Below are 22,232 nucleotides of genomic sequence, written 5' to 3'. Positions count from 1 at the left end.
TTACCTTTATAAAATAATTTTATAATCATGACATTGCAACAACTTAGATATATAATAGCATTAGATGAACACAGGCATTTTGCCAAAGCGGCAGAGGTTTGTATGGTTACACAACCCGGGCTTACTATTCAGCTTAAAAATTTGGAAGAGGAGATAGGAATAAAGATATTTGATCGTACCAAAGTGCCTTTGAAACCTACGCTGTTGGGAACAGAGATCATTGCCCGTGCCAAAAAAGTGCTTCATGAGGCCGATACCATCCGTAATTTTGTGGTAAGCCAGAAAAACGACCTTCAGGGAGAAGTAACACTCGGGGTTATCAATACGTTGTCACCCTATCTTATTCCGCAATTTATAAAGGCTATGAAGGATGTAGTTCCTGATATGCATTTTACGATAAAAGAAACGGGTACAGGCCAGTTATTACATGGATTGCAAAATGGTGAGATCGATATTGCGATGATGGCTACACCTACAGGCTTTCCCGGTTTGAGGGAATATCCTGTATTCAACGAACCATTTATAGCTTTTTTAAATGAAACGCATCCCATGGCGGGAGAGGAGTATTATGAATTGAATATCAGTGATAAACCCAATATACTGCTGTTAGAGAATGAATACTGTTATAATGCGCAGATGCTGGATATCTGCGAAATGACTGATGATAAAATAAAAGCCGACAGCCAGTTTGATTATGATATCAATTCGATAGAAACACTTAAGAACCTTGTTCGCGCAGAGCTTGGTTTTGCGATAATACCGGAGCTTTCTATTGCTAATGAAAAGGAGAATACATTGTTTAAGCAGTTTAAAGACCCTAAACCGGTAAGAGAGATAAGCTTAGTGACGGCTGATACCTTTTCACGAAAGCTGCTTCTTGAAAAAATGAGCCAGACCATCTGGAGCTGCCTGCCTGATACGTTGAAAGAGAATCATAGTTACAGAAAGATACGCTGGAACGATTCTCCATATTTTATAAATGCAACAGCGGGATATTTATAAACCGGAAACAAAACCCTTTACTGAGGTTGTCCATTCACTTTTATAGTTGTTCAGGTAGTTCTCATGTCCTGCTAATGGAAAAGTTACCAGTTTCTTTGTGCCTTTAAGGTTACTGTAAATATTGTCAATCTCTTCACGGCTTACACGGTTGTCTTTTTCGCCATACATCAGCAGTACGGGACATTTGACTTTCTTTGCGTAGTCTTCAGGATTATGGTTAAACGCCCAAAAACCGTTTTGCATACCTCCCCAAAATACAAGCAGCCCTGCCATAGGAATCGCGGGAGCACCCATAACCCTGAACCTGGCACATACTGTTTTGTACATCGTACCAAACGGACATTCGATGATTATTGATGTTGGAGATATCTTGTAATCGTTAAGTGCTTTTAATATTGCAGCGGCACCCATTGATGTCCCAAACAGGTGTATGTTCTTCTCTCCACTCTTTACAATATAATCATAACATGATTTGACTTCCTGTGCTTCAAAATAGCCTATGGTGGTTGTATTGCCTTCTGAGTTTCCTGATCCCATGAAATCGACTAATAGGGTATTAAAGCCCAATGCAATAAATTCATCTGACTTGTCGATCATTTTTGATTTATCGCCGCCATAGCCATGAAAAAGGATAACTGTTCCTTTAGCATTTGGTGTTTGTATACTCCAGCATTCAATGGTTCTATTGCTTTTAAGTCTTACAGTTTTATAAGCTTGTGATGGTCTGCTGCTATTTACCGGACGCGGATTATCAATTCCAAAAAATAAAACACTAGCTTTCTGTGCTGTTGTAAGTGTATTGGCATCGGTCTTTTCGGTGACCTTATCCGAGAAATGCGTGAATTTATAGGAATGGAAGATGGCAATGATATTCATCAGAATAAAAAGCACCAGTATGCCTCTTAATAGCCTCCTTGTGAATTTTATATTTCTATTTGCTGCCATGGGGTGTGTTTTGCTGCTAAGATAAAAATATACAAATCATCTTACAAAACGCGTGGCAATTTTTAGGCAAAAAAAAACCACTCAATCGAGTGGTTTTTTTTGTGATCGCGCCAGCTACTACCAAGATACGTAGGATGGTATCCACCAACGGCTTGAAATTATAGACCAGGCCTTTACCTACTAAAGCCAGCGTCATCGGTATCAATGTGTAGGAAAACAAATATTGTATACGTCATTACTTTAACACGTCGGCATATTATTTTCGGATTATGAATTTAAATGTCGCGTTTGAAACACTCATAGCTGCAACATACATGTTATGGCATTTGGCTGTCACTTCATCGGTTGCAGAAACGTATGCTGTAAACACCAGGTTTTCCAGAGGTCCGGGAGAGATAATCCCAATAGGCGGAATTATCGATACTTCATCACCAACAGCTGCACCGGTTACAGGAAACGATACAAAACTTGTAGCATGGTCGCCTGGGTCAGGGAAATCAATTGTTTCAGTGTGCCTGATAACCGTTTGCACATCACCAAGCCTCACCACATCTTTTGGATTTAATGGCGCTTTCTCCGACGTCAGCCTTCCGTCAGCCTGAATTGTAACAGCCAATGTCGTTGAGTTTGGATTGATACTTGTAACACCCGAAACTGGATTCTGAAATATCTCAAATCCGTTACCAGCATTGAAAGCATTTACCATTTTAAAATACCCGGGCTTCGATAGTGAACCAACATAAATCATAGTATAAGGATCGGAATCATAATCTAAATTTTGGACATAGAAACTTCTCCCGCTAACTTTAGCAGCCCCATCTTTAGAAATGCCAAACCTTTCTACGCCAACAGCCAAATCACTTATTGCAAATCTCCCTAAATCTGGCCCTGGGCCTGAATTAGGATTAACCCCGTTAGTAATTTGCCAACCGTAACTATCTGAATTATGATCTGTCATTCGTATTGTTGGAGGGCCGACCGTTCCGGCTTTACCTTCAACTTCAATAATACCCCTATGTGTATCATCACCAATTACATTAGATTTCGCTCCCGTAGGTGTTAATTCTATACCCAGTCTGTTATCATAGCTTTTTTTACGCACAACGCCTATACCGCCAAACCATGCCTTTATTAAATTACCAGTACTATCAAAAGTTACAACATCACCAATATTCAAATTTGTCGACGTTAAAGCCGTATAAGCAATTGCACCCTTTGCAAAGTGGTTGAAGTTGCCGGCAGCAGATGTTGCCAAAGCTATACCAGCAAAATTTTTAATATTGACAGATGTTAATTTCTCAATACCTATCACGGTATTTATGGTTTTTTCAGACGTGAGGTGATATTCAGGAAGCCTGTCATCATATATGTAGCAAACAAAATCGCCTGCATTTATTGTCGTTGCACCAATATTTTTAAGAAACTCAACATCTTCGGTTACAGGTAGCGATTTTACCGTATAATTACTCAAAGAAGTATCTACAACTTCAGCCGTATTTAAAAATTCAAAAACTTTTGTACCGGTGAAATTATAAAGGATTCCATTCTTTTTTGGTATTGTACCCAACTGGCTATGTGACCTAAGCCACAAACTTGAAATATAACCATTGGTAAACTCATATAAATCCTGAACCCTGTCTTCATTAGGCTCCGCATCGTTACTGTAAACATCTGAGATTAAAACTGTAGTGTAACCGCCAATCTGCAAACAGTTATTATACAGTACGCGCGAAGGCAGCAAATGAGGCGATGCCGTGTATTTATTATGAAGATTTAAAGTGTATTTATCACTATATGTAACATAAGCGCCCTCAAAGAAACAATGATTAAAAGTCAGATTCTGATCTTCCCAAGTGCCAATGCCTACTACCAGGCCGTTAAAATCATTAAAATCCGCAGAATCCGCAGAAAGCACTGTCCTGAAAGAGCATCTGTTTATCTCAGCATCAAACGAATAAGTAGAGTAATCCGCATGCAAAGCATATTGACCTAAACCGCCTGGAGTTACGTTGTTTATTGTAATCAGTTCAAAATCCTCTAATTTACACGTTTGTCTGATATGAAATCCCGAAGTATCGGGATCAATCGTGGTATTAAAAGTTTGAGCTATTCTTGTTTTTCCTATACCTTGTCCCCTTAATATCCAACCTTCTTTAATAACAAATTTCGGATTTTCAACATTATATGTTACGGCATCAGTTAGCAATATCAGGGTTTTACCAGCAGGCTCATCAGCAAAAAGAGTCTCCAGTGTTTCATAATCACCGTTGGCACCACAGGTTATTGTTTTATTAAAATCGGCTTCTACAAAAGGGACATCATTAATAAACTCGGAAAGCTTTGTTTTCTCAGGAGCGGTATCGCTTTGTGTTGTGATACTGAACATTTCTTCAGTGAATGGTGTTGCGTCGTTACCATACGTTCCGGCAGTTCCTTTAAAGAAAGCAAAAAGTAAAGTGCCACCTTTTTCAAAAGTGAAATAATATTGCTTAATACTACTTGAATCCGTTTCATTGCCGTTGTCTTCCCAATATCGCAACGATTCATTTGCCACATCAACAAAGGTTTTGCTTTCCGGCACCACAAGGGGTTCGATAGTGATGTCAGGGTTTTCGGTTAGATCTGTAGGAAGAAGGTTACGCGCCGGCAGCATCCACAGCATTGATGTATCAACAGGAGTATGAGAAGCACCATATTTACCCGCACCAGACATCAGAAGGCATGAATGTACCATCGTAGTTTGCGAGCTTGTATTTAAGCCTGCATCTTCAGGGGATAATACATATTTATTGATATACAGGAGTACCGGCGTTTCTTTTTCAGATATTTCCGTTACTCTGGCATTCATTTTTGTTATAAACAGAATTGTATTAATAACTGTGTCTGCTTCCACATAACCCAGAAATACTCTACGGCCTACATTATTTGCCATATCAGCCAGTTGTTCGAAATTATCATTTATAATATTGCCACCCACACTAAGGTTATCCGAAGACGAATTATTATCCCCTATATTTACCGGTTTAATATTTAATGTCATACTTAAAATTTTTACTGAATTTTACTGTAATAGTACTGAATTTTATAGTTGAATCCGAAAATTTTCTGCTGGGTTTTGTTTTTCTGCTGTATTGCTTTGACATCAGGTTAATGACATAGATACGCTTATCTTACTCATAGCTTATAACAGTTAGGTTTTGTAGTTCTGATTCCACCATCCGAAGCTGGTACAGTATTCCCATTACTGGTACTGACCACCAAAGGAAAGCTGTCTTTGTTTATCGGTTCATATTTGTGGGGCAGAAAGGTATTTTAATATTGCTAAGTATAGAAAATGTATGAGTTAGGGTTGAAATCTCTCGTTTTATATCGGTAAAATTAAATAAAAAGATATAATGGCAAGTAATAAACATGGAAATCCCTGAAAACACAGTAAGAATGTGAATCTGGGTTCGTCACGCTATAGCGTGATACTGGATCAATCTGGATCAATCTGAAAAGTTGGGTAGAAATGTGACAATAAAATTAGAACTTTACCATCAAATAATTTGAGATGACTCCTATACATTATCCAATCTTTTTGCATAATCTCTAACTTTTGCTACTGATCCAAGAAATGGCAATTTTTGGGTACAAAAAAAACCACTCGTTTGAGTGGGTTTTTTTTGTGATCGCGCCAGGATTCGAACCTGGGACCGCCTGCTTAGAAGGCAGGTGCTCTATCCAGCTGAGCTACGCGACCCTGATCAATGATCAATATTCCGGTAATTTGTCGGGGTGGCAGGATTCGAACCTGCGACCTCCTGGTCCCAAACCAGGCGCGATGACCGGGCTACGCTACACCCCGAAAGAAGCGGAGAGACAGGGACTCGAACCCTGGCGACGATTACTCGTCGACAGATTAGCAATCTGCTCCGTTACCACTCCGGCACCTCTCCTCTTTAAAAACAAACAGGTTTGACCCTTTTTGCGGTTGCAAATGTAGCAGATGATTCTATTATCTGCAACTATTTTTAAAGGTTTTTTTGATTTTTTTATAACGTTTACTTAAAGTCTTTAACAGTCAGGACTATAGTGTTTGTTATTTTTTTAAAATATTATTGAATGCACTTAAGGTTATTTATAAAATAAGCATCCGGAGCATATTTTTGTTTCATGCTTTCACTGTTCAATTCGGATTTTACAGGATAATCTACGGTTTCATTTACATATTTTACCCTGATAAATGAGATCGAAGTTTTTTCAAGTTCTTCTAGAGAGCCTAAAGTAAACATGAAATTTCCTGTAAGAACCCTTAAATTGTTTTTTTCATTACTGTCATAAATAAGCCCCGAGCACTGATCTTGTGTTGCGCTTATCAGTGTAATTATTTTGCCATTTGTAAGCTGGATATATATTTTTGAGGCTTTGTCAAGACAATATACTTTAGGGAATTCTTTACTTTTTGCCAATAATTGGAAGTTCAGCACAGGTATGCCATCGTTATTACTTAGTGAAAAGAATATGAATTGGGATGTACCGGCAAATACCTTTTCATACATAAGGTATTCTTTTGTCGATTTAATTTCCTTACCGTCTTCACTGCTCATAACCGTATAATCGCAGTCTTTGTTCTGAGCATTGGCAGTAAAACTTAAACCTAAAACCAGTAATAATAAAAGCTTCTTCATTTAATTTTGAATGTATTGGAGGCCAAATATAATCAAAATGGTAAAGGCTGTTACTTTTTGCATAAAGGATTATGCTTTACGATCCAAAATGTAATAGCTTTGGTATTCCGACATCTGAATCTAAAATAACATTTATGCCAAAATCTGTTTACTTACTGCCAGTGCTGCTCTTTTGCGGAGTATCTTACATTTGTTCTAAAGACATAAAAAAATATGAAGCTGTTCGTCCGGCTGCAATTATGGAAAGAACGCCTCAGGAAAACTACCAGAATTACTGCAGCAGCTGCCACGGTGAGAAAATGGATGCTTTTACCGACAGGGACTGGAAACACGGCAAAACTTTGTCGGATCTCGTAAAAGGTATAGCCAAAGGTTATGATAATGAGGGTATGCCTGCTTTTGAGAAAACATTCAGTAAAACGGAGATCGAAGAATTGGCGGATTATATACTGAACGGTATAAAAAACAGGGCTGCATACGACTTTGATAATGAACCTAAAACGAATATTTTTAAAAGCGATAAGCTTACTGTGAAGCTGGATACCATCGCTACAGGCCTTGCTGTGCCGTGGGGTATGGCATTTTTGCCCGATGGCAGCCTTTTGGTAACCGAAAGGGGAGGAAAGCTATATCAGGTGAAGAACAGAAAGAATACCGAGATTAAAGGTGTCCCCGATGTTATGGCACAGGGGCAAGGCGGACTGATGGATATTGTACTGCATCCGAGGTATGAAAAAAACCGATTGGTATATTTTTCATACTCAAAACCTAAAGGCAACGAAGCGACAACGGCTGTCATGCAGGCAAAACTGGATGGCAATAAGCTGATTGAGCAAAAAATAATTTTCGAAGCCTTGCCGTATGCGTCAACAAGGCATCATTACGGCAGCCGACTGGTTTTTGATAAGGATAATTATCTGTTCATATCGGTAGGCGAAAGGGGTAACGAAAGACAAAATCCGCAAAGCCTGGAGAATGCCCTTGGAAAGATACACAGGATAAATGCTGATGGGTCGATACCTGCCGATAACCCATTTAAAGATAAATCGGGCAAGCCAACATCGCTATATTGTTATGGTAACAGAAACCCTCAGGGAATGGCAATTAATCCTTCGACAGGCGAATTATGGGAAACGGAACATGGCCCAAGGGGAGGCGATGAGATCAATATCATTACGCCTTCTGTAAATTATGGTTGGCCTGTTACGAGTTATGGTATTAATTATAACGGGACTACGATTACTGACAAAACTACGGCACCCGGCATTCAGGAACCTTTGTTGTACTGGTTGCCTTCAATCGCACCATCGGGAACAGCTTTTGTAACGGGAGACAGGTATAAACCATGGAAAGGTGCTTTGCTGGTAGGTTCGCTTCGTTTTAAATACCTTAACCTGTGTTATCTGGATGGTAAAAAGATTACCGGGCAGGAAAAGCTGCTGAAGAATATCGGCCGTCTGCGTGATGTGCGCATGGCACCTGATGGTTATATCTACGTTGCAGTTGAGGATAAAAAAGGTTCGGTGTTCAGGTTAATGCCTGCTGAATAGTTTTTATAGCTTGTACATATACAATACACAACCTGCAAGGTCTTGCCGACCTTGTAGGTTTTATTTTTAGTAATAAGGTTTCCAAAAAAATATTGAAGGAACTCGCTCTTATGCTTTAGTGCAAACTAAAACCACTTTTTCATTTTTACTATTTGTAGTAAAGAAGGCATAAGTATCACCACCATCCTTAATTTTCCATTTCTTACGGATGTCTTCTACAGCCATCGGAAAGTTACGCACGGTTACATTCATTTTTTTACCTTCCAGGGTTTTCATTTCTGCTTTTTGGTATGGAACGATCTCATCAATAACAAAACGCCTGCCTTCGAAGATAATGAGCTCATCAGAGGTGTAAAGCTGTGTGTGTTTGTGAAGTTTGCCTATGTCGTAGTGGTGTGCCACTGCATCAAACGCTCCCGATTTCATTATGGCAGCATTGGGTTCATAAAGGTATTTTTTGGGTAATGAGTAAGGTGCTTCATCTGCCGGTTCATAAGAAGTGGTAAAGATGTCTTCACCATCCTTAACCAGATTTATGGCAGTAAGTACCGGTGTGCCCCTGAAGCCGTTTTCAAGAATCCAAAGCAGTTCTTTTACCTCATTGTTTACGGCAACTATATGAATACCCTTAACCGAATGCAGTTCACCCAATCCAGCACTAATGTCCAGTATAGGTGCGGTTTTGATAAGTATGTTGTGTGCGTGCTTAAAATAAGTGTCCAGATGCTCGGGTACATTGGGCAGGCAGTCCTTAAGCATAAAGACTTTGCCTTTGGCATCATTACGGCGAGAAGGATCAATGTATATCCAGTCCGAATGCTTTTTTAAGATATCCAGTGTGTCGGTGCTGTCGCCCGGCATGCATTCTATGTTAGTAGCGCCAAGCATTTCGAAATTATGTTTTGCGATAGAGGATAGGTGCAGGTCCTGCTCACAATGCATTACATGCTTAAGCCTTTTAGAAAAATAATAATCGTCTACGCCAAAACCACCGGTAAGGTCAATGAGGCTTTCGCCCGATATCAATCCCGACTTATATTTTGCGGTAATCTCTGAGGATGTCTGTTCTACCGAAATTTTTGAAGGATAGATAATGTTATCTGTATCAAACCACTCAGGCAGCTTTTCTTTAGCCTTTTCACGTGCAGCGATCTGGCCAATGATTTCTGTCCATTCCATATCGGGAAAAGGATTTTTCTGCAAGGCAAGCTGCGTCACGGGTTTTCCGGTATTGTCTTTAATGAATTGCTGAACCTCTTCCGATAAAAATTTCTTTAAAAGCAAAATTATATGTCTTTGGTAAGTATTTTGACTACAGGATTATCAGGGAAAAATTCCTTAGCCACTACTTTTATAGTAGTGTATAACGGTATCGCTATGATCATTCCCAGTATGCCGAATAAAAATCCGCTGGCCAAAATTACTATAAATATTTCAAGCGGATGTGAATTGACACTATTCGAAAAGATAAGTGGCGATGTCACATTGTTATCTATAAATTGAGCAGCACAATATCCAATGAAAACATAGAGTGTGGTAGACAGCATTTCTCCTTGTGTTTCAGGACCTATATTACCCAACATTGTAAGGATAATAACCAAAACTGAAGAAATTAACGGACCGATGTACGGAATGATATTCAGTAATGCTGTGATGAATGCAATGATGAATGCATTCTCTACACCAAAGATAAGCAATACTATAAGGTAACACACAAAAAGACAGGACATCTGAATGATAAGCCCAATGAAATAACGGCTCAGCATGTGATTGGTCTTACGGATTGAATTGAGAATCTTTTCCTCATGTGCATCTGGAAGTATTTTCCTGACACCACGCTTAAACAGTTCCTTGTCTTTAAGGAAAAAGAAGGTAATAAAAATGACTGATGCCAGCCCGATACCAAAACCGCTAAGTATGCCAAGCAATGAATTGATAAAATTGGGAATAAAAGCAAAGTCAAGTTTAGACGTGATATCGGCTTGTTTTATAAGTTTCTGGGTGTCTATGTTGTGTCCTGATAAATAAGTATTTACATTTACAAGAACCTCTTCGAGGTCTTGTTCGAGTTTATTGATATCAAGCAGGGATAAATTTTGGCTTTGCGAAATGATAAGCGGAACAAAAAGCATGATAAAGCCTATAAGCAGCAATAGTAAGAATACAAGGGTAACAGCCACAGCCGGTGTATGCCCAAATTTGCACTTGCGTTCCAGAAAATTAATGATCGGGGTAGCTATCATGCTTACTATTAGTGCTATGAAAATGTAAAGTAGTACTGTTTGTACCTGATATAGCAGATACAGCAAAAGGCAGCAGCCTACAATAACGGCCAAAGCACGCAAAATACCGTTGGCGATAATTTTAGAAGTTAGCATGTTGAGTTGGTTTTATATCCCGAATGTATAAAAAAAATCACAAAGAACGGGTGGTTTGCTTCAGTAATCTGAGTTTATGGTATAAAAAATGCCTTTAGTTATTAAAGGCATAGTTTACTATGTTAGCACCCATTCTAAGGGCTTTTTCGCGTACTTCTTTAGGATCATTATGTACTTCCTGGTCTTCCCAACCGTCACCAAGGTCGGTTTCAACGGTATAGAGTAGCACCAGTCTGCCTTCAACGAAAATTCCCCAGGCCTGTGGCGGCTTGTTATCGTGCTCGTGTATCTTCGGGATGCCCTGCGGGAATGAGAATGGCCCTTTAAAAATGGCATGGCTCGCCGGAACAGCTACCAGTTCTTTATCAGGAAATACTTTTGTAAGCTCCTTGCGGATGTATTTATCCATACCGTAGTTGTCATCAATATGCAGGAAACCACCCGAAGTAAGGTAATTTCTAAGGTTTATCACATCATTATCGCTGAAGACCACATTTCCGTGCCCTGTCATGTGAATGAATGGATAGGAAAAGATATCGGCGCTGCCGGGGTCTACCGTTGCGGTTTTAGGATTTATCCTGGTATTGATATTCTGGTTGCAGAATTTAGCAAGATTAGGCAGGGAGGTAGGGTTACCGTACCAGTCGCCACCACCAGAGTATTTTAGTACTGCGATTTCCTGTGCACTAAGCAGGGCAGGAGCAAGCAGCAGTATGTAAAGCAGTTTTTTCATAATAGTGATTGTGGTGTAAATATAGGAAACATATTCTTTTTTACGTCATTGAGGAGGACGAAGCAATCTTTAAGATTGCCGCATTCCGCTTCGCTTCATTCGCAATGACAGAACGTAAAAGTCAAATATCTCTATCCCCTCAGTATCTTCTCCATAGCTTTTCCTTTCGCCAGTTCATCAATCAGCTTATCAAGATATCGGAACTGCTGCATTAACGGATTTTCAATATCTTCTACACGGTATCCGCAGATCATACCTGTTATTTTTGAAGCATTTGGATTGATCTTTGGCGCTTTCGTGAAAAAGTCTTCAAAATTGGTCTTGTTGTCCAGGTGTTGCTGGAGCATTTGTGCATCATAGCCAAGCAGCCAGAAGATAATTTCGTCAACTTCTGCTTGGGTGCGTCCTTTTTTCTCTGCTTTGGTAATGTAATGTGGGTACACACCCGCAAAGGACATTTTTAATATTCTTTCGTAATTTTTGTCATTCATTTTGAACAATTTCAGTTAGATAAAATAAAATCTTAGATTTCTCCACTCCATTTCATTCCGGTCGAAATGACAGAACGACTGTAAACTGTGACCGTAAACTGACTATTCGTTTACAAAAGCCACACTATGTGCTGCTACAACGGCCGCTGTTTCGGTACGCAGGCGGGTATTACCTAAAGATACCGGAATATAATTTTGCTGCAATGCCAGATTGATCTCTTTGGTTGAAAAATCACCTTCAGGCCCTATAAGTATGGTAACCTGTGTTTTGGGTTCGATGGTATTTTTAAGCAGGCGTTTTTCGGTTTCTTCGCAGTGTGCGATAAAAAGCTGCCCTTCGTGCTGCTCTTTTATAAAAGTATTGAAGGGCACGGGCTCGTTAAGTTTGGGCATATAGAACTGTAGGGACTGCTTTACGGCACTCTGTACTATCTTCTCGAAACGGTCTGCTTTAAAATTAGTGCGTTCGCTGTGCTCACAGATAATTGGGGTGATTTCGCTGACGCCTATTTCGGTTGCTTTTTCAAGGAACCATTCGTAGCGGTCGTTCATTTTTGTTGGTGCCACTGCCAAATGAAGCGAATAGGGCATAGGTTCATAGAACTGATGGCCTGTTATTTTTACTTCGCATTTCTTTTCGCTGGCGAAAATAATCTCTGATGTAAACAGATGCCCATTTCCGTTAGAGATATGTATGGTGTCACCTTCTTTTTTACGGAGCACTTTTACAATATGCCTGCTTTCTTCCTTGTCGAAAGTAAAAGTGATTGTATCAGGCTGTATTTCGGGGTTAAAGAATAGTTGCATATTATAATTCTATTCGTGCTTTTGAGGTTACTGAAGCATCGTTAAACTGATGTTCAAGGTATTTATGATAGCCTACAATGCCTATCATTGCGGCATTATCGGTAGTGTATTCAAATTTAGGGATAAAGGTCTTCCAACCGTATTTTTTCTCGGCATCTTTCAATGTGCTGCGTATGCCACTGTTAGCCGAAACACCACCACCAATAGCTACCCTATTGATCCCGGTTTCCTTAACCGCAAGCTTGATCTTATCCATAAGAATATTGATGATGGTATGCTGTATCGATGCACAGATGTCATTCATGTTCTCTTTTATGAAATCAGGATTTTCAGCTACATTCTTCTGTACGAAATATAAAATCTGGGTTTTGAGTCCGCTAAAGCTAAAGTTAAGTCCGGGAACTTTCGGTTTGGTAAATGGATATGCTTTTGGATTGCCTTCCTGTGCAAATTTATCAACTAACGGTCCGCCCGGATAAGGCAGCCCCAATATCTTGGCGCTTTTATCATAGGCTTCACCCACGGCATCATCTGTAGTTTCGCCGATTACTTCCATATCAAAGAAACTGTTCACTTTTACGATCTGCGTATGTCCGCCGCTGATGGTCATGGCAAGGAAAGGAAATTCGGGTTTGTCGAAGCCTTCTTCATCGATGAAATGGGCAAGTATGTGCGCCTGCATGTGGTTTACGGCAATAAGCGGAACATCCAGAGCCAGTGCCATGGATTTTGCAAAGGAACTGCCCACAAGCAGCGATCCCATCAGTCCAGGCCCCTGTGTAAAGGCCACCGCACTGATCTGCTCCCTACCGATATTTGCTTTTTTAAGTGCGACATCAATAACAGGGACAATATTTTGCTGGTGTGCACGGGATGCAAGCTCAGGTACAACACCGCCATATTCTTCGTGAATTGCCTGACGGGCAACAACATTAGACAGTACTTTACCGTTCTCAAGTACGGCAGCAGCCGTGTCGTCACACGAACTTTCTATAGATAATATGTATGTAGGTTTTTGCGGCATAATTTTGGGCACAAAATTTGGTATTATAAAAAAGGCTTAAAGCGAATTTAACAACTGTAAAAATTCCTATTTTTGTTGAATATTAGCCATGGCAGCCAGCGTACAAATTTAAAACAAATAGCAGTATCAAAAAATTTAAAAAAATACTTATCAGGACGATAGTTGGAATTATCGTATTTCTGCTACTGTTGGGTATTGCATTGTCTTTACCATTTGTACAAACAAAGATTGCCCACTACGCTACCGACAAGCTTAATGAAGACTTTGGTACCAACATTCAAATCGAGAAGATCGCAGTATCGGTATTTGGTGGTGTCAAACTCAAAGGCGTACTGATACTTGACCATCACAAAGATACGCTTGTTTCTGCAAACAGGCTGCAGACTAATATTCTTAATGCCCGGGGATTTCTTGACAGTAAGCTGAGGTTTGGGTCCATAAGGGCCGATAAGCTGAATTTTCACATGAAAACCTATAAAGGCGAAAAAACATCAAACCTTGATGTTTTTGTGAAACGCTTTGATAATGGAAAGCCCGGTAGCGGTAAATTCAGGTTAAAGACTGACAACCTGTATGTTACTAACGGACGATTCCGTCTTACTAATGAGAATGCTGTAACGCCACGTATACTCGATTTTAAAAAACTTAATGGCGAATTAGGTGATTTTTATATCAAAGGGAGCGATGTAACTGCCGATATAAAAAAACTCTCACTACTCGATCACAGAAAGCTTTTTGTCGAGAACCTTAAAGCTAAATTTACCTATTCCAAAACTAATATAAAGCTTGATGAACTTGAGCTGGTAACCAGCGAATCGGCCCTAAAGGGTGCGGTAAAGCTTACGTATGGCAAGAACGACATGAAAGATTTTATCAATCGTGTCGAATTTGACTTCAAGATAGACAGGGCTACAGTATCGTCTAACGAACTGAACTATTTCTATAATGAATTTGGTCCAAACCAAAAGTTTTATCTTTCTACAAGGCTTACAGGCCCTATGAATGATTTTGTTCTGCATGACCTTAAATTGCTGGATAATAAAGACTCAGAGATCATTGGTTCGATAAATTTCAGGCATCTGTTCGATAAGCAGGGACCGGGCTTTTACATGAACGGGAATTTTGACAGGGTTACCTCAAACTACAGTAATCTGAAGAACATAATGCCAAGGATCTTAGGTAAAAGCTTACCTGTCATTCTTGAAAAGTTTGGGCGTATAGATCTTGTGGGAGATGTAGTTCTTACCAAAAAAGACCTTTCGACAAATCTTTACATAATGTCGGAGCTGGGAGAAGCTACGGCCAATCTCTCTGTTGAAGACTATAACAAGCCGGACACAGCTAAATATTTAGGTACGATCGATCTTGAAGGCTTCAACGTGGGCGGAGTGATTGATAATAAGATGTTTGGGCTTGCCACACTTCACATTGATGTTGATGGGCAGGGCTTCAATAAAAAATCCCTCAACACAAGTGTTAAAGGAGATATTGCCCAATTTGTAGTCAATAAGTATAACTACAAGAAAATTGCTGTTGACGGTAAATTTAAGTGGCCTTATTTTAATGGTGTTGTAAACAGTAATGATCCTAATCTGAGAATGTCGTTTGACGGCTTGCTTGATTTGAGTAAGAACCGAAACAAATACGATTTCAATGCACAGATTGACTATGCCGACCTTCATCTGCTTAATTTCATGAAGAAGGATACACTGTCTGTATTTAAAGGTAACATTGTTGCTAATGCCAGCGGAAATAGTATTAATACCCTGGCAGGAACCCTTCATATCAACAGCCTTTCTTACCAGAACAGTAAGGACAGTTATTTCTTTGATGACTTTACGGTAGAGGCATCTTATGATGAAAATAATGTAAGAACGGTAACGCTTGATTCTAAAGATATAATCGAGGGCCAGATATCAGGTCTGTATGATATTAAGGAGGTGCCTAAGTTGGTTGAGAATGCTTTGGGAAGCCTCTATACTAACTATTTGCCGCATAAGGTTAAGAAAGGACAGTATTTTGATTTCAACTTTACCATTTACAATAAGATAGTTGAGATTATCAATCCCGATATAGTTGTAGGGGATAATACCGTGCTCAAAGGCCGTATCAATGCCGATAAGGGTGAATTTGTCATGTCTTTTGATTCGCCTATTATAACGGCATTCAATAATGAGTTCGATAATATAGAAATTGATGTAAATAACCGGAATCCCCTGTATAATGCCTATGTGAGCATGGATACCATTCGCATGAAGAATTATAAGATATCGGATTTCAAGATTGTGAATGTTACCAAGAACGATACACTTTACCTGCGTTCTGAGTTCAAAGGAGGAAAAGAGGCGAAAGACTATTTTAATCTAAACCTTTACCATACTATCGATAAGGATAATAAATCGGTGGTTGGCTTCAAGAAATCAGAGGTTAATTTCAAGAATTACCTGTGGTATATCAATGAGAATGATACAGAAGAAAACAAGATCGTTTTCAATAAAAAGCTTACTGATTTTGAAGTTGATAAGCTTACGATGTCGCACAATAACCAAAAAGTGGAACTGGCAGGTATTCTTAAAGGGAAAGATTACAAAGACCTGAAGCTTACATTTGCCGATGTCGACCTCCACAAGATCACTCCATCACTCGATAGTCTTAGTTTTGGCGGAAGGCTTAATGGGGAAGTCAGCTTAAAACAGAATAAGCAGGAATTCCAGCCGGCGTCTTCGTTAACTATCGATACGCTAAAAATAAACAAGTTTGATCTTGGTGATCTTAGCCTTCAGGTAACCGGAGACAAGTCGTTCAGGAAATTCAACGTTAACACTACGCTTTCAAGAAACGACAACGAAACCTTCAATGCACGTGGGGCAATAGAAATTATAGATAAGCAAACCCTGCTTTCGCTCGATGCTAATTTTAGTGATTTTGACATCAGTCCACTGCAGGTATTCCTTAAGTCGGTATTCAAAGAGATTAGGGGTAAAGCTTCGGGTAGGGCAGCGATTGTTGGCAATGTGAAGAATCCCGAAATTAACGGTATCATGTACCTTAAGAAGGCAGGGCTGAACGTGGGTTACCTCAATACCGACTATAATTTTGAGGAAAATGCAATGGTTACCATCTCTGAAAAGAAGATATCTTTTGCACATATAGAACTTACTGATACCAAATACAAAACAAAGGGAATACTCAAGGGAGATGTTAAACATAAGTTCTTTAAAGACTGGGAGCTTGATAATATAAGTGTTGAATCTGACAGGATATTGGTACTGGATACAGAGGATTCTGATGAAGCATTGTACTACGGTACGGCTTTTATAAAAGGTAGCGCTACTATAGATGGCCCTGTAAATGCACTGTTTATTAAAGTCGATGCGAAATCTGCTCCCGGAACGGATATCAAGATACCTATAAACAATACGGGTGCGACAGGGAACAGTGCGGCATTTATAGATTTCCTTAGTCCTAAAGAAGAATCAGACAGGCGTAAAGGTCTAGTTACAGAAGATAAGTCAAAAACCTTTAAAGGGCTTGAAATGCAATTCGATGTTGATATTACACCTGATGCCAAGCTTGAAGTTATTATTGATAAAAATACCGGACACAGCCTTACATCCATAGGAGATGGTACTCTTTTATTAGAGATCAATACGCTCGGGAAGTTCAATATGACGGGTGACTACATAGTACGTAAAGGAACTTACAACTTTAAATATGGGGGCGTATTAGATAAAAAGTTCACGGTAAGACCAGGAGGAACTATAAACTGGGAGGGTGACCCTAAACGTGCCAGGCTGAACCTCGAGGCTGTATATGCTACGAGGGCGAATCCTTCGGTATTACTGGAAGCGCCGACCTTCAACAGGAATATACCTGTTGAGGTTGTAATTGTACTTACCGGTAACCTGACTAATCCTGAACCCGATTTCCTTATTAATTTCCCCGGTGTTAGTTCGGTACTAAAATCAGATTTGGAATACAGGCTGAGCGATATGAATGCAAGGCAAAACCAGGCATTATCGTTGCTTTCTACCGGAAGTTTCGTGAGCCCTAACAGCATGGATGCCGGCTCTGCTGTGGCAGGTAACCTGTTCGAACGTGCCAGCAGCCTGTTAAATGATGTTTTCTCTGAAGATGGAGATGATGCTAAAGTAAATATTGGTTTCAACTATACGAATGCCACTAAGAACCCATATGTGGAAACGAATTCTCAGGTTGGATTGACGGTTTCATCGCAAATAAATGACAGGATTTCAATAAACGGGCAGGTGGGTGTACCTATAGGAGGGGTGAATCAATCCCAGATTGTGGGTAACGTAGAGGCGCAGATAAGGCTTAACGATGATAATACTTTTAAGGGTAGGGTTTTCAACCGTGAGAACGATATTAACTTCCTTGGAGAAGGTATTAACTATACACAGGGAGTCGGGCTTACTTATGAGCTTGACTTTGATACGCTTCATGAATTATGGCGAAAAATATTTGCGGGCGAAAAAGATAAGGAAGTTGGCAGTGACAGCGACCAGATACCCGATTCTGACCTTTCGCCTGAATATATCAAGTTTATGGAGAACAGGAATAAGAAAAAAACGAATACCCCACAAAAGGAGCCGGAAAGGATTCCTGAAGTGGAATAATTCATAATTAAAAGCAGATAAAATTTTACATAATTAAAAAAAGCAGGTATTTCACTTAGAAATTACCTGCTTTTTAAGTTTATTTAAGACATATTTAAGAAAAACTTATTAACGAAAACGTTTGAAATGTTGCAGATTTGATAATGGAATGCAAAATCGAATAAATAAATCATATTAAATTATTAATTTTACAATCAAATACTAAAAAATGTCAGTTAACATAAAAAAAATAGGCGTGCTTACTTCAGGAGGGGATTCACCCGGAATGAATGCCGCTATCAGGGCTGTAGTGCGTACATGTGCATATCATAACATAGAATGTGCAGGTATCTACAGAGGTTATCAGGGTATGATAGAAGGCGACTTCAAAGAGATGGGCCCCCGCAGCGTTAACAATATCATAAACAAAGGTGGAACCATCCTTAAATCGGCAAGGTCTAAAGAATTCATGACAGCCGAAGGACGTATGAAAGCTCACGAAAACTTAAAGAAAAACGAAATTAATGCCTTAGTAGTAATAGGCGGTAACGGTAGCTTTACCGGAGGCCTTATATTCAATAAAGAATTCAATTTTCCAATTATAGGTATCCCCGGTACCATTGATAACGATATCTATGGAACCAGCCATACTTTAGGCTATGATACTGCCCTTAACACGGTTGTTGAGGTTATCGATAAGATCCGTGATACGGCAAGTTCGCACAACAGGCTTTTCTTTATAGAGGTTATGGGGCGCGATGCAGGACATATTGCGCTTAATGCAGGTATTGGTGCCGGAGCTGAAGAAATCCTTATTCCTGAAGAGGATATGGGGCTTGACAGGCTGCTTGATTCACTTCGCAAGAGTAAGGCATCAGGTAAATCTTCAAGTATCGTAGTTATTGCCGAAGGTGATAAAATAGGCAAGAATGCATTTGAGCTTAAAGATTATGTAGAAGAAAACATGCCTGAATATGACGTGCGTGTATCAATATTAGGCCACATGCAGCGTGGTGGTGCACCATCTTGTTTTGACAGGGTGCTTGCAAGCAGGCTTGGTGTTAAGGCTGTGGAGAGTCTTTTGGCAGGAGAGTCAAATTATATGGCCGGCCTTATAAGAGACGAAATAGTGCTCGTTCCGCTCGAGCAGGCTGTAAAAGGCAAATCACAAGTGGACAAAGAACTAATAAGAGTATCAGACATCGTTTCGATATAAATTCTATTCACAATATTCTATTCAAAAACAACAAAAAACATCTATTCACAATGACAAAAGTTAAATTAGGAATCAACGGTTTCGGTCGTATTGGCCGCATCGTGTTCCGCGAAACCTTCAACAGGGACAATGTTGAAGTAGTAGCAATTAATGACCTTCTTGATGTAGACCATTTGGCCTACCTGTTAAAATATGATTCAGTACACGGACGTTTTGCAGGAACTGTTGAAGTTAAAGACGGACAGCTTTATGTAAACGGCAGACATATAAGGGTAACTGCTGAAAAAGACCCTAAAATCCTTAAGTGGGATGAAGTAGGTGTAGATGTAGTTGCAGAATGTACAGGTATATTCACAACTATAGAGACAGCGCAGGCTCACATTACTGGTGGTGCTAAAAAAGTTATTATCTCTGCCCCTTCAGCTGACGCTCCAATGTTTGTAATGGGTGTTAACCATGAGAAAGCTACAGCAGCAGATACTATCGTTTCTAACGCTTCTTGTACTACTAACTGTCTTGCTCCCCTGGCTAAAGTTATCAATGACAACTTTGGTATCGTAGAAGGGCTTATGACAACAGTACACGCTACAACGTCTACTCAAATGACAGCCGACGGCCCTTCAAGAAAAGACTGGAGAGGCGGACGTGCTGCAAGCATAAATATTATTCCATCATCAACAGGTGCTGCAAAAGCAGTAGGTAAAGTAATTCCTGAGCTTAACGGAAAACTAACAGGAATGTCTTTCCGCGTTCCTACAGTTGATGTATCTGTAGTTGACCTTACTGTAAAAGTAGCAAAGGAAACTACTTATGAGGAGATCATGGCAGTTCTTAAAAAAGAATCAGAGACTAATCTTAAAGGTATTCTTGGATTTACTGAAGATGATGTTGTTTCTCAGGATTTCGTGTCAGACTCAAGAACGAGCATTATAGACGCTAAAGCAGGTATCGGGCTTAACTCTACCTTCTTCAAGATCGTTTCATGGTATGATAATGAGTATGGCTATTCAAGCAAACTTATAGACTTGTCGGTGCATATTGCATCTCTATAATATTTTATAACTTTGTCCCGCTTTTTGTAAGGAAGGCGGGGCTTTGTTTTTTTACTGTAACTGCTTAACGTTCGATTAACCCAAATATAACCTGTTAAGGTAGTTGCATAAGTAAACAAGACTCAAACTTAACTCAAACTTACCCAAATAAAATGAAATTATTAGTAGACAGTGGTGCTACAAAAGCCGATTGGATTGCACTTGATGAAGAAGGGAATAAGCTTTTTAACACCCAAACACTTGGCCTTAGCCCTGAAGTTATAGACAGGAAAGAGGCTTTAGAACGTCTTGAAGCCCGTTTTGATATTTATAATAACAGGAACGAGGTTACTGCACTTTATTTTTATGGTGCCGGTTGTGGTACAGACAGGATGAAAAAATTCATGAAAGAGATCTTTCAGGAGTTTTTTCCTAATGCTGAGATTACCGTAAAAGAAGATACCTATGCAGCAGCGTATGCTACAAACCCAAATAATGAGAAAGCAATCATCTGTATCCTTGGTACAGGATCTAACTGCAGTTATTTTGACGGAGAAGAGCTGATCCAGAAAGTTCAGTCGTTAGGATATATTGCAATGGATGACTGCAGCGGAAACCGTTTTGGCCGTGATCTTATACGTGCTTACTATTTCAATAAAATGCCGGCTAAACTGGCAAAACAATTTGAATCGGAATACAATCTTGACCCGGATGTTATCAAGCATAACCTGTACAAAGAGCCTAACCCAAATGCTTACCTTGCTACATTTGCTAAATTCCTTATCCAGCATAAAGATGATGCCTTTATTAAGGCACTAATTATTGATGCTATGCAGGTATTTGTCGATAATTATATTACCCAATTCGAAAATGCTAAAGAAGTGCCTGTGCATTTTATAGGCTCTATAGCTTTTTATCTGAAAGCTGAACTATCTGAAGTACTGACCAAAAATGGCCTTGTACTTGGAAATGTGCTTAGGAGACCGATTGACGGACTTATTGAATACCATGAAGTAAACAAATAATATAATGGAAGTTGCCATCATTGCCCACGACGGTATGAAAGCCGAAATGGTTCAGTTCCTCAACAAACATAAGGATATACTCATCAGTGAGAATATTAAGCTCATCGCTACAGGAACAACAGGGAGCAAAGCTGAAAAAGCCGGATTTAAGGTGAGGAAAATGCTTTCCGGGCCATTAGGAGGTGATGCGCAGATTGCTGCGAGGGTGGCTGAAGGAAAGACTAAGATGGTGTTCTTTTTTAAAGACCCTTTAGCAAGCCACGCTCATGAGGCAGATATTAATATGCTGATCAGGGTTTGTGATGTGCACAGTGTGCCTATCGCCACAAACCCTGCCTCAGCTGAATTATTTCTGATTGCTATAGCGCAACAATCATAGAGATTTCCACATTAACGTTTTTAGGCAGTTTTGCCACCTGAACCGTTTCTCTTGCAGGAGCGGTTTTTTCGTTGAAATAAGCACCGTAAACACCGTTTATTTTGGCGAAATCATCCATGTTGCTAATGAAGATGGTTGACTTGATCACATTTTCAAATGTAGTTCCGGCTGCCTCAAGTACCGCTTTCATGTTTTCCATAACCTGTTTGGTCTCGGTTTCGATATCAGAGGTAACAAGCTCGCCTGTTTCCGGGTGTAGTGCTATCTGGCCTGAAGTATAAAGCATGTTGCCAAATGCTACTGCCTGGCTGTATGGGCCGATTGGAGCCGGAGCCTTATCGGTAAAGATGATTTTTTTCATGAAT

Annotated in this window: 17 protein-coding genes and 3 tRNA genes; 7 read left to right on the top strand and 13 right to left on the bottom strand. The window is 39.7% G+C overall.

Translation table 11 applies throughout. From position 1 onward, the window contains the following. The first annotated feature begins 27 nt into the window (after window positions 1-27). Complete coding sequence (locus tag ACX0HA_RS02790) at window positions 28-1,002, top strand: LysR substrate-binding domain-containing protein (RefSeq protein WP_458843750.1); 975 nt, start codon at window positions 28-30, stop codon at window positions 1,000-1,002. Here ACX0HA_RS02790 and ACX0HA_RS02785 read toward each other — a convergent pair. From ACX0HA_RS02785 to ACX0HA_RS02760, 6 genes are all read right to left on the bottom strand, one after another. Further along, window positions 997-1,947 (bottom strand): alpha/beta hydrolase, encoded by a 951-nt coding sequence (locus ACX0HA_RS02785; RefSeq protein WP_458843749.1) that lies wholly within the window; start codon window positions 1,945-1,947, stop codon window positions 997-999. The genes ACX0HA_RS02790 and ACX0HA_RS02785 overlap by 6 nt on opposite strands. 256 nt (window positions 1,948-2,203) lie before the next feature. Continuing rightward, window positions 2,204-4,987 carry a hypothetical protein gene (locus ACX0HA_RS02780; RefSeq protein WP_458843748.1) on the bottom strand — a complete coding sequence of 928 codons (2,784 nt, stop codon included), beginning with the start codon at window positions 4,985-4,987 and terminating at the stop codon, window positions 2,204-2,206. Between the two features lie 628 nt (window positions 4,988-5,615). Then, window positions 5,616-5,689 (bottom strand) — tRNA-Arg (locus ACX0HA_RS02775). A 30-nt stretch (window positions 5,690-5,719) separates the two neighbouring features. Continuing rightward, window positions 5,720-5,794: transfer RNA gene (locus tag ACX0HA_RS02770), tRNA-Pro, on the bottom strand. A gap of 7 nt (window positions 5,795-5,801) precedes the next feature. After that, a tRNA-Ser gene (locus ACX0HA_RS02765) sits at window positions 5,802-5,885 on the bottom strand. A gap of 159 nt (window positions 5,886-6,044) precedes the next feature. Then, complete coding sequence (locus tag ACX0HA_RS02760; RefSeq protein ID WP_458843747.1) at window positions 6,045-6,617, bottom strand: hypothetical protein; 573 nt, start codon at window positions 6,615-6,617, stop codon at window positions 6,045-6,047. Window positions 6,618-6,751: 134 nt separating this feature from the next. Between ACX0HA_RS02760 and ACX0HA_RS02755 the strand changes: the two genes are divergently transcribed. Next, window positions 6,752-8,167 carry a PQQ-dependent sugar dehydrogenase gene (locus tag ACX0HA_RS02755; RefSeq protein ID WP_458843746.1) on the top strand — a complete coding sequence of 472 codons (1,416 nt, stop codon included), beginning with the start codon at window positions 6,752-6,754 and terminating at the stop codon, window positions 8,165-8,167. 108 nt (window positions 8,168-8,275) lie between these two features. Here ACX0HA_RS02755 and ACX0HA_RS02750 read toward each other — a convergent pair whose 3' ends face one another. From ACX0HA_RS02750 to tsaD, 6 genes are all read right to left on the bottom strand, one after another. Then, complete coding sequence (locus ACX0HA_RS02750; RefSeq protein ID WP_458843745.1) at window positions 8,276-9,451, bottom strand: THUMP-like domain-containing protein; 1,176 nt, start codon at window positions 9,449-9,451, stop codon at window positions 8,276-8,278. A gap of 2 nt (window positions 9,452-9,453) precedes the next feature. Continuing rightward, window positions 9,454-10,545 (bottom strand): AI-2E family transporter, encoded by a 1,092-nt coding sequence (locus ACX0HA_RS02745; RefSeq protein ID WP_458843744.1) that lies wholly within the window; start codon window positions 10,543-10,545, stop codon window positions 9,454-9,456. Window positions 10,546-10,639: 94 nt separating this feature from the next. After that, window positions 10,640-11,278 carry a DUF4159 domain-containing protein gene (locus tag ACX0HA_RS02740; RefSeq protein ID WP_458843743.1) on the bottom strand — a complete coding sequence of 213 codons (639 nt, stop codon included), beginning with the start codon at window positions 11,276-11,278 and terminating at the stop codon, window positions 10,640-10,642. A gap of 131 nt (window positions 11,279-11,409) precedes the next feature. After that, window positions 11,410-11,769: a DUF2200 domain-containing protein gene (locus ACX0HA_RS02735; protein ID WP_458843742.1), complete on the bottom strand. Its 360-nt coding sequence runs from the start codon at window positions 11,767-11,769 to the stop codon at window positions 11,410-11,412. 102 nt (window positions 11,770-11,871) lie between these two features. After that, window positions 11,872-12,576, bottom strand: coding sequence for a 16S rRNA (uracil(1498)-N(3))-methyltransferase (locus ACX0HA_RS02730; protein WP_458843741.1), 705 nt, complete (start codon window positions 12,574-12,576; stop codon window positions 11,872-11,874). Window position 12,577: 1 nt separating this feature from the next. Further along, window positions 12,578-13,600 (bottom strand): tRNA (adenosine(37)-N6)-threonylcarbamoyltransferase complex transferase subunit TsaD, encoded by a 1,023-nt coding sequence (gene tsaD / locus ACX0HA_RS02725; RefSeq protein ID WP_458843740.1) that lies wholly within the window; start codon window positions 13,598-13,600, stop codon window positions 12,578-12,580. A 200-nt stretch (window positions 13,601-13,800) separates the two neighbouring features. Between tsaD and ACX0HA_RS02720 the strand changes: the two genes are divergently transcribed. From ACX0HA_RS02720 to ACX0HA_RS02700, 5 genes are all read left to right on the top strand, one after another. Then, window positions 13,801-18,237, top strand: a complete 4,437-nt coding sequence (locus ACX0HA_RS02720) for a translocation/assembly module TamB domain-containing protein (RefSeq protein WP_458843739.1) — start codon at window positions 13,801-13,803, stop codon at window positions 18,235-18,237. Between the two features lie 208 nt (window positions 18,238-18,445). Then, window positions 18,446-19,432 carry a 6-phosphofructokinase gene (gene pfkA / locus ACX0HA_RS02715; protein WP_458843738.1) on the top strand — a complete coding sequence of 329 codons (987 nt, stop codon included), beginning with the start codon at window positions 18,446-18,448 and terminating at the stop codon, window positions 19,430-19,432. Window positions 19,433-19,482: 50 nt separating this feature from the next. Beyond that, window positions 19,483-20,484, top strand: a complete 1,002-nt coding sequence (gene gap / locus ACX0HA_RS02710) for a type I glyceraldehyde-3-phosphate dehydrogenase (protein WP_458843737.1) — start codon at window positions 19,483-19,485, stop codon at window positions 20,482-20,484. 152 nt (window positions 20,485-20,636) lie between these two features. Continuing rightward, complete coding sequence (locus tag ACX0HA_RS02705; protein WP_458843736.1) at window positions 20,637-21,488, top strand: BadF/BadG/BcrA/BcrD ATPase family protein; 852 nt, start codon at window positions 20,637-20,639, stop codon at window positions 21,486-21,488. 4 nt (window positions 21,489-21,492) lie between these two features. Beyond that, complete coding sequence (locus ACX0HA_RS02700; protein WP_458843735.1) at window positions 21,493-21,867, top strand: methylglyoxal synthase; 375 nt, start codon at window positions 21,493-21,495, stop codon at window positions 21,865-21,867. Here ACX0HA_RS02700 and ACX0HA_RS02695 read toward each other — a convergent pair. Beyond that, window positions 21,848-22,228, bottom strand: coding sequence for a RidA family protein (locus ACX0HA_RS02695; RefSeq protein WP_458843734.1), 381 nt, complete (start codon window positions 22,226-22,228; stop codon window positions 21,848-21,850). The genes ACX0HA_RS02700 and ACX0HA_RS02695 overlap by 20 nt on opposite strands. Window positions 22,229-22,232: the final 4 nt, after the last annotated feature.

The organism is Flavobacterium hauense (genome assembly GCF_054457175.1).
This window is presented reverse-complemented; position numbering and strand designations above follow the sequence as displayed.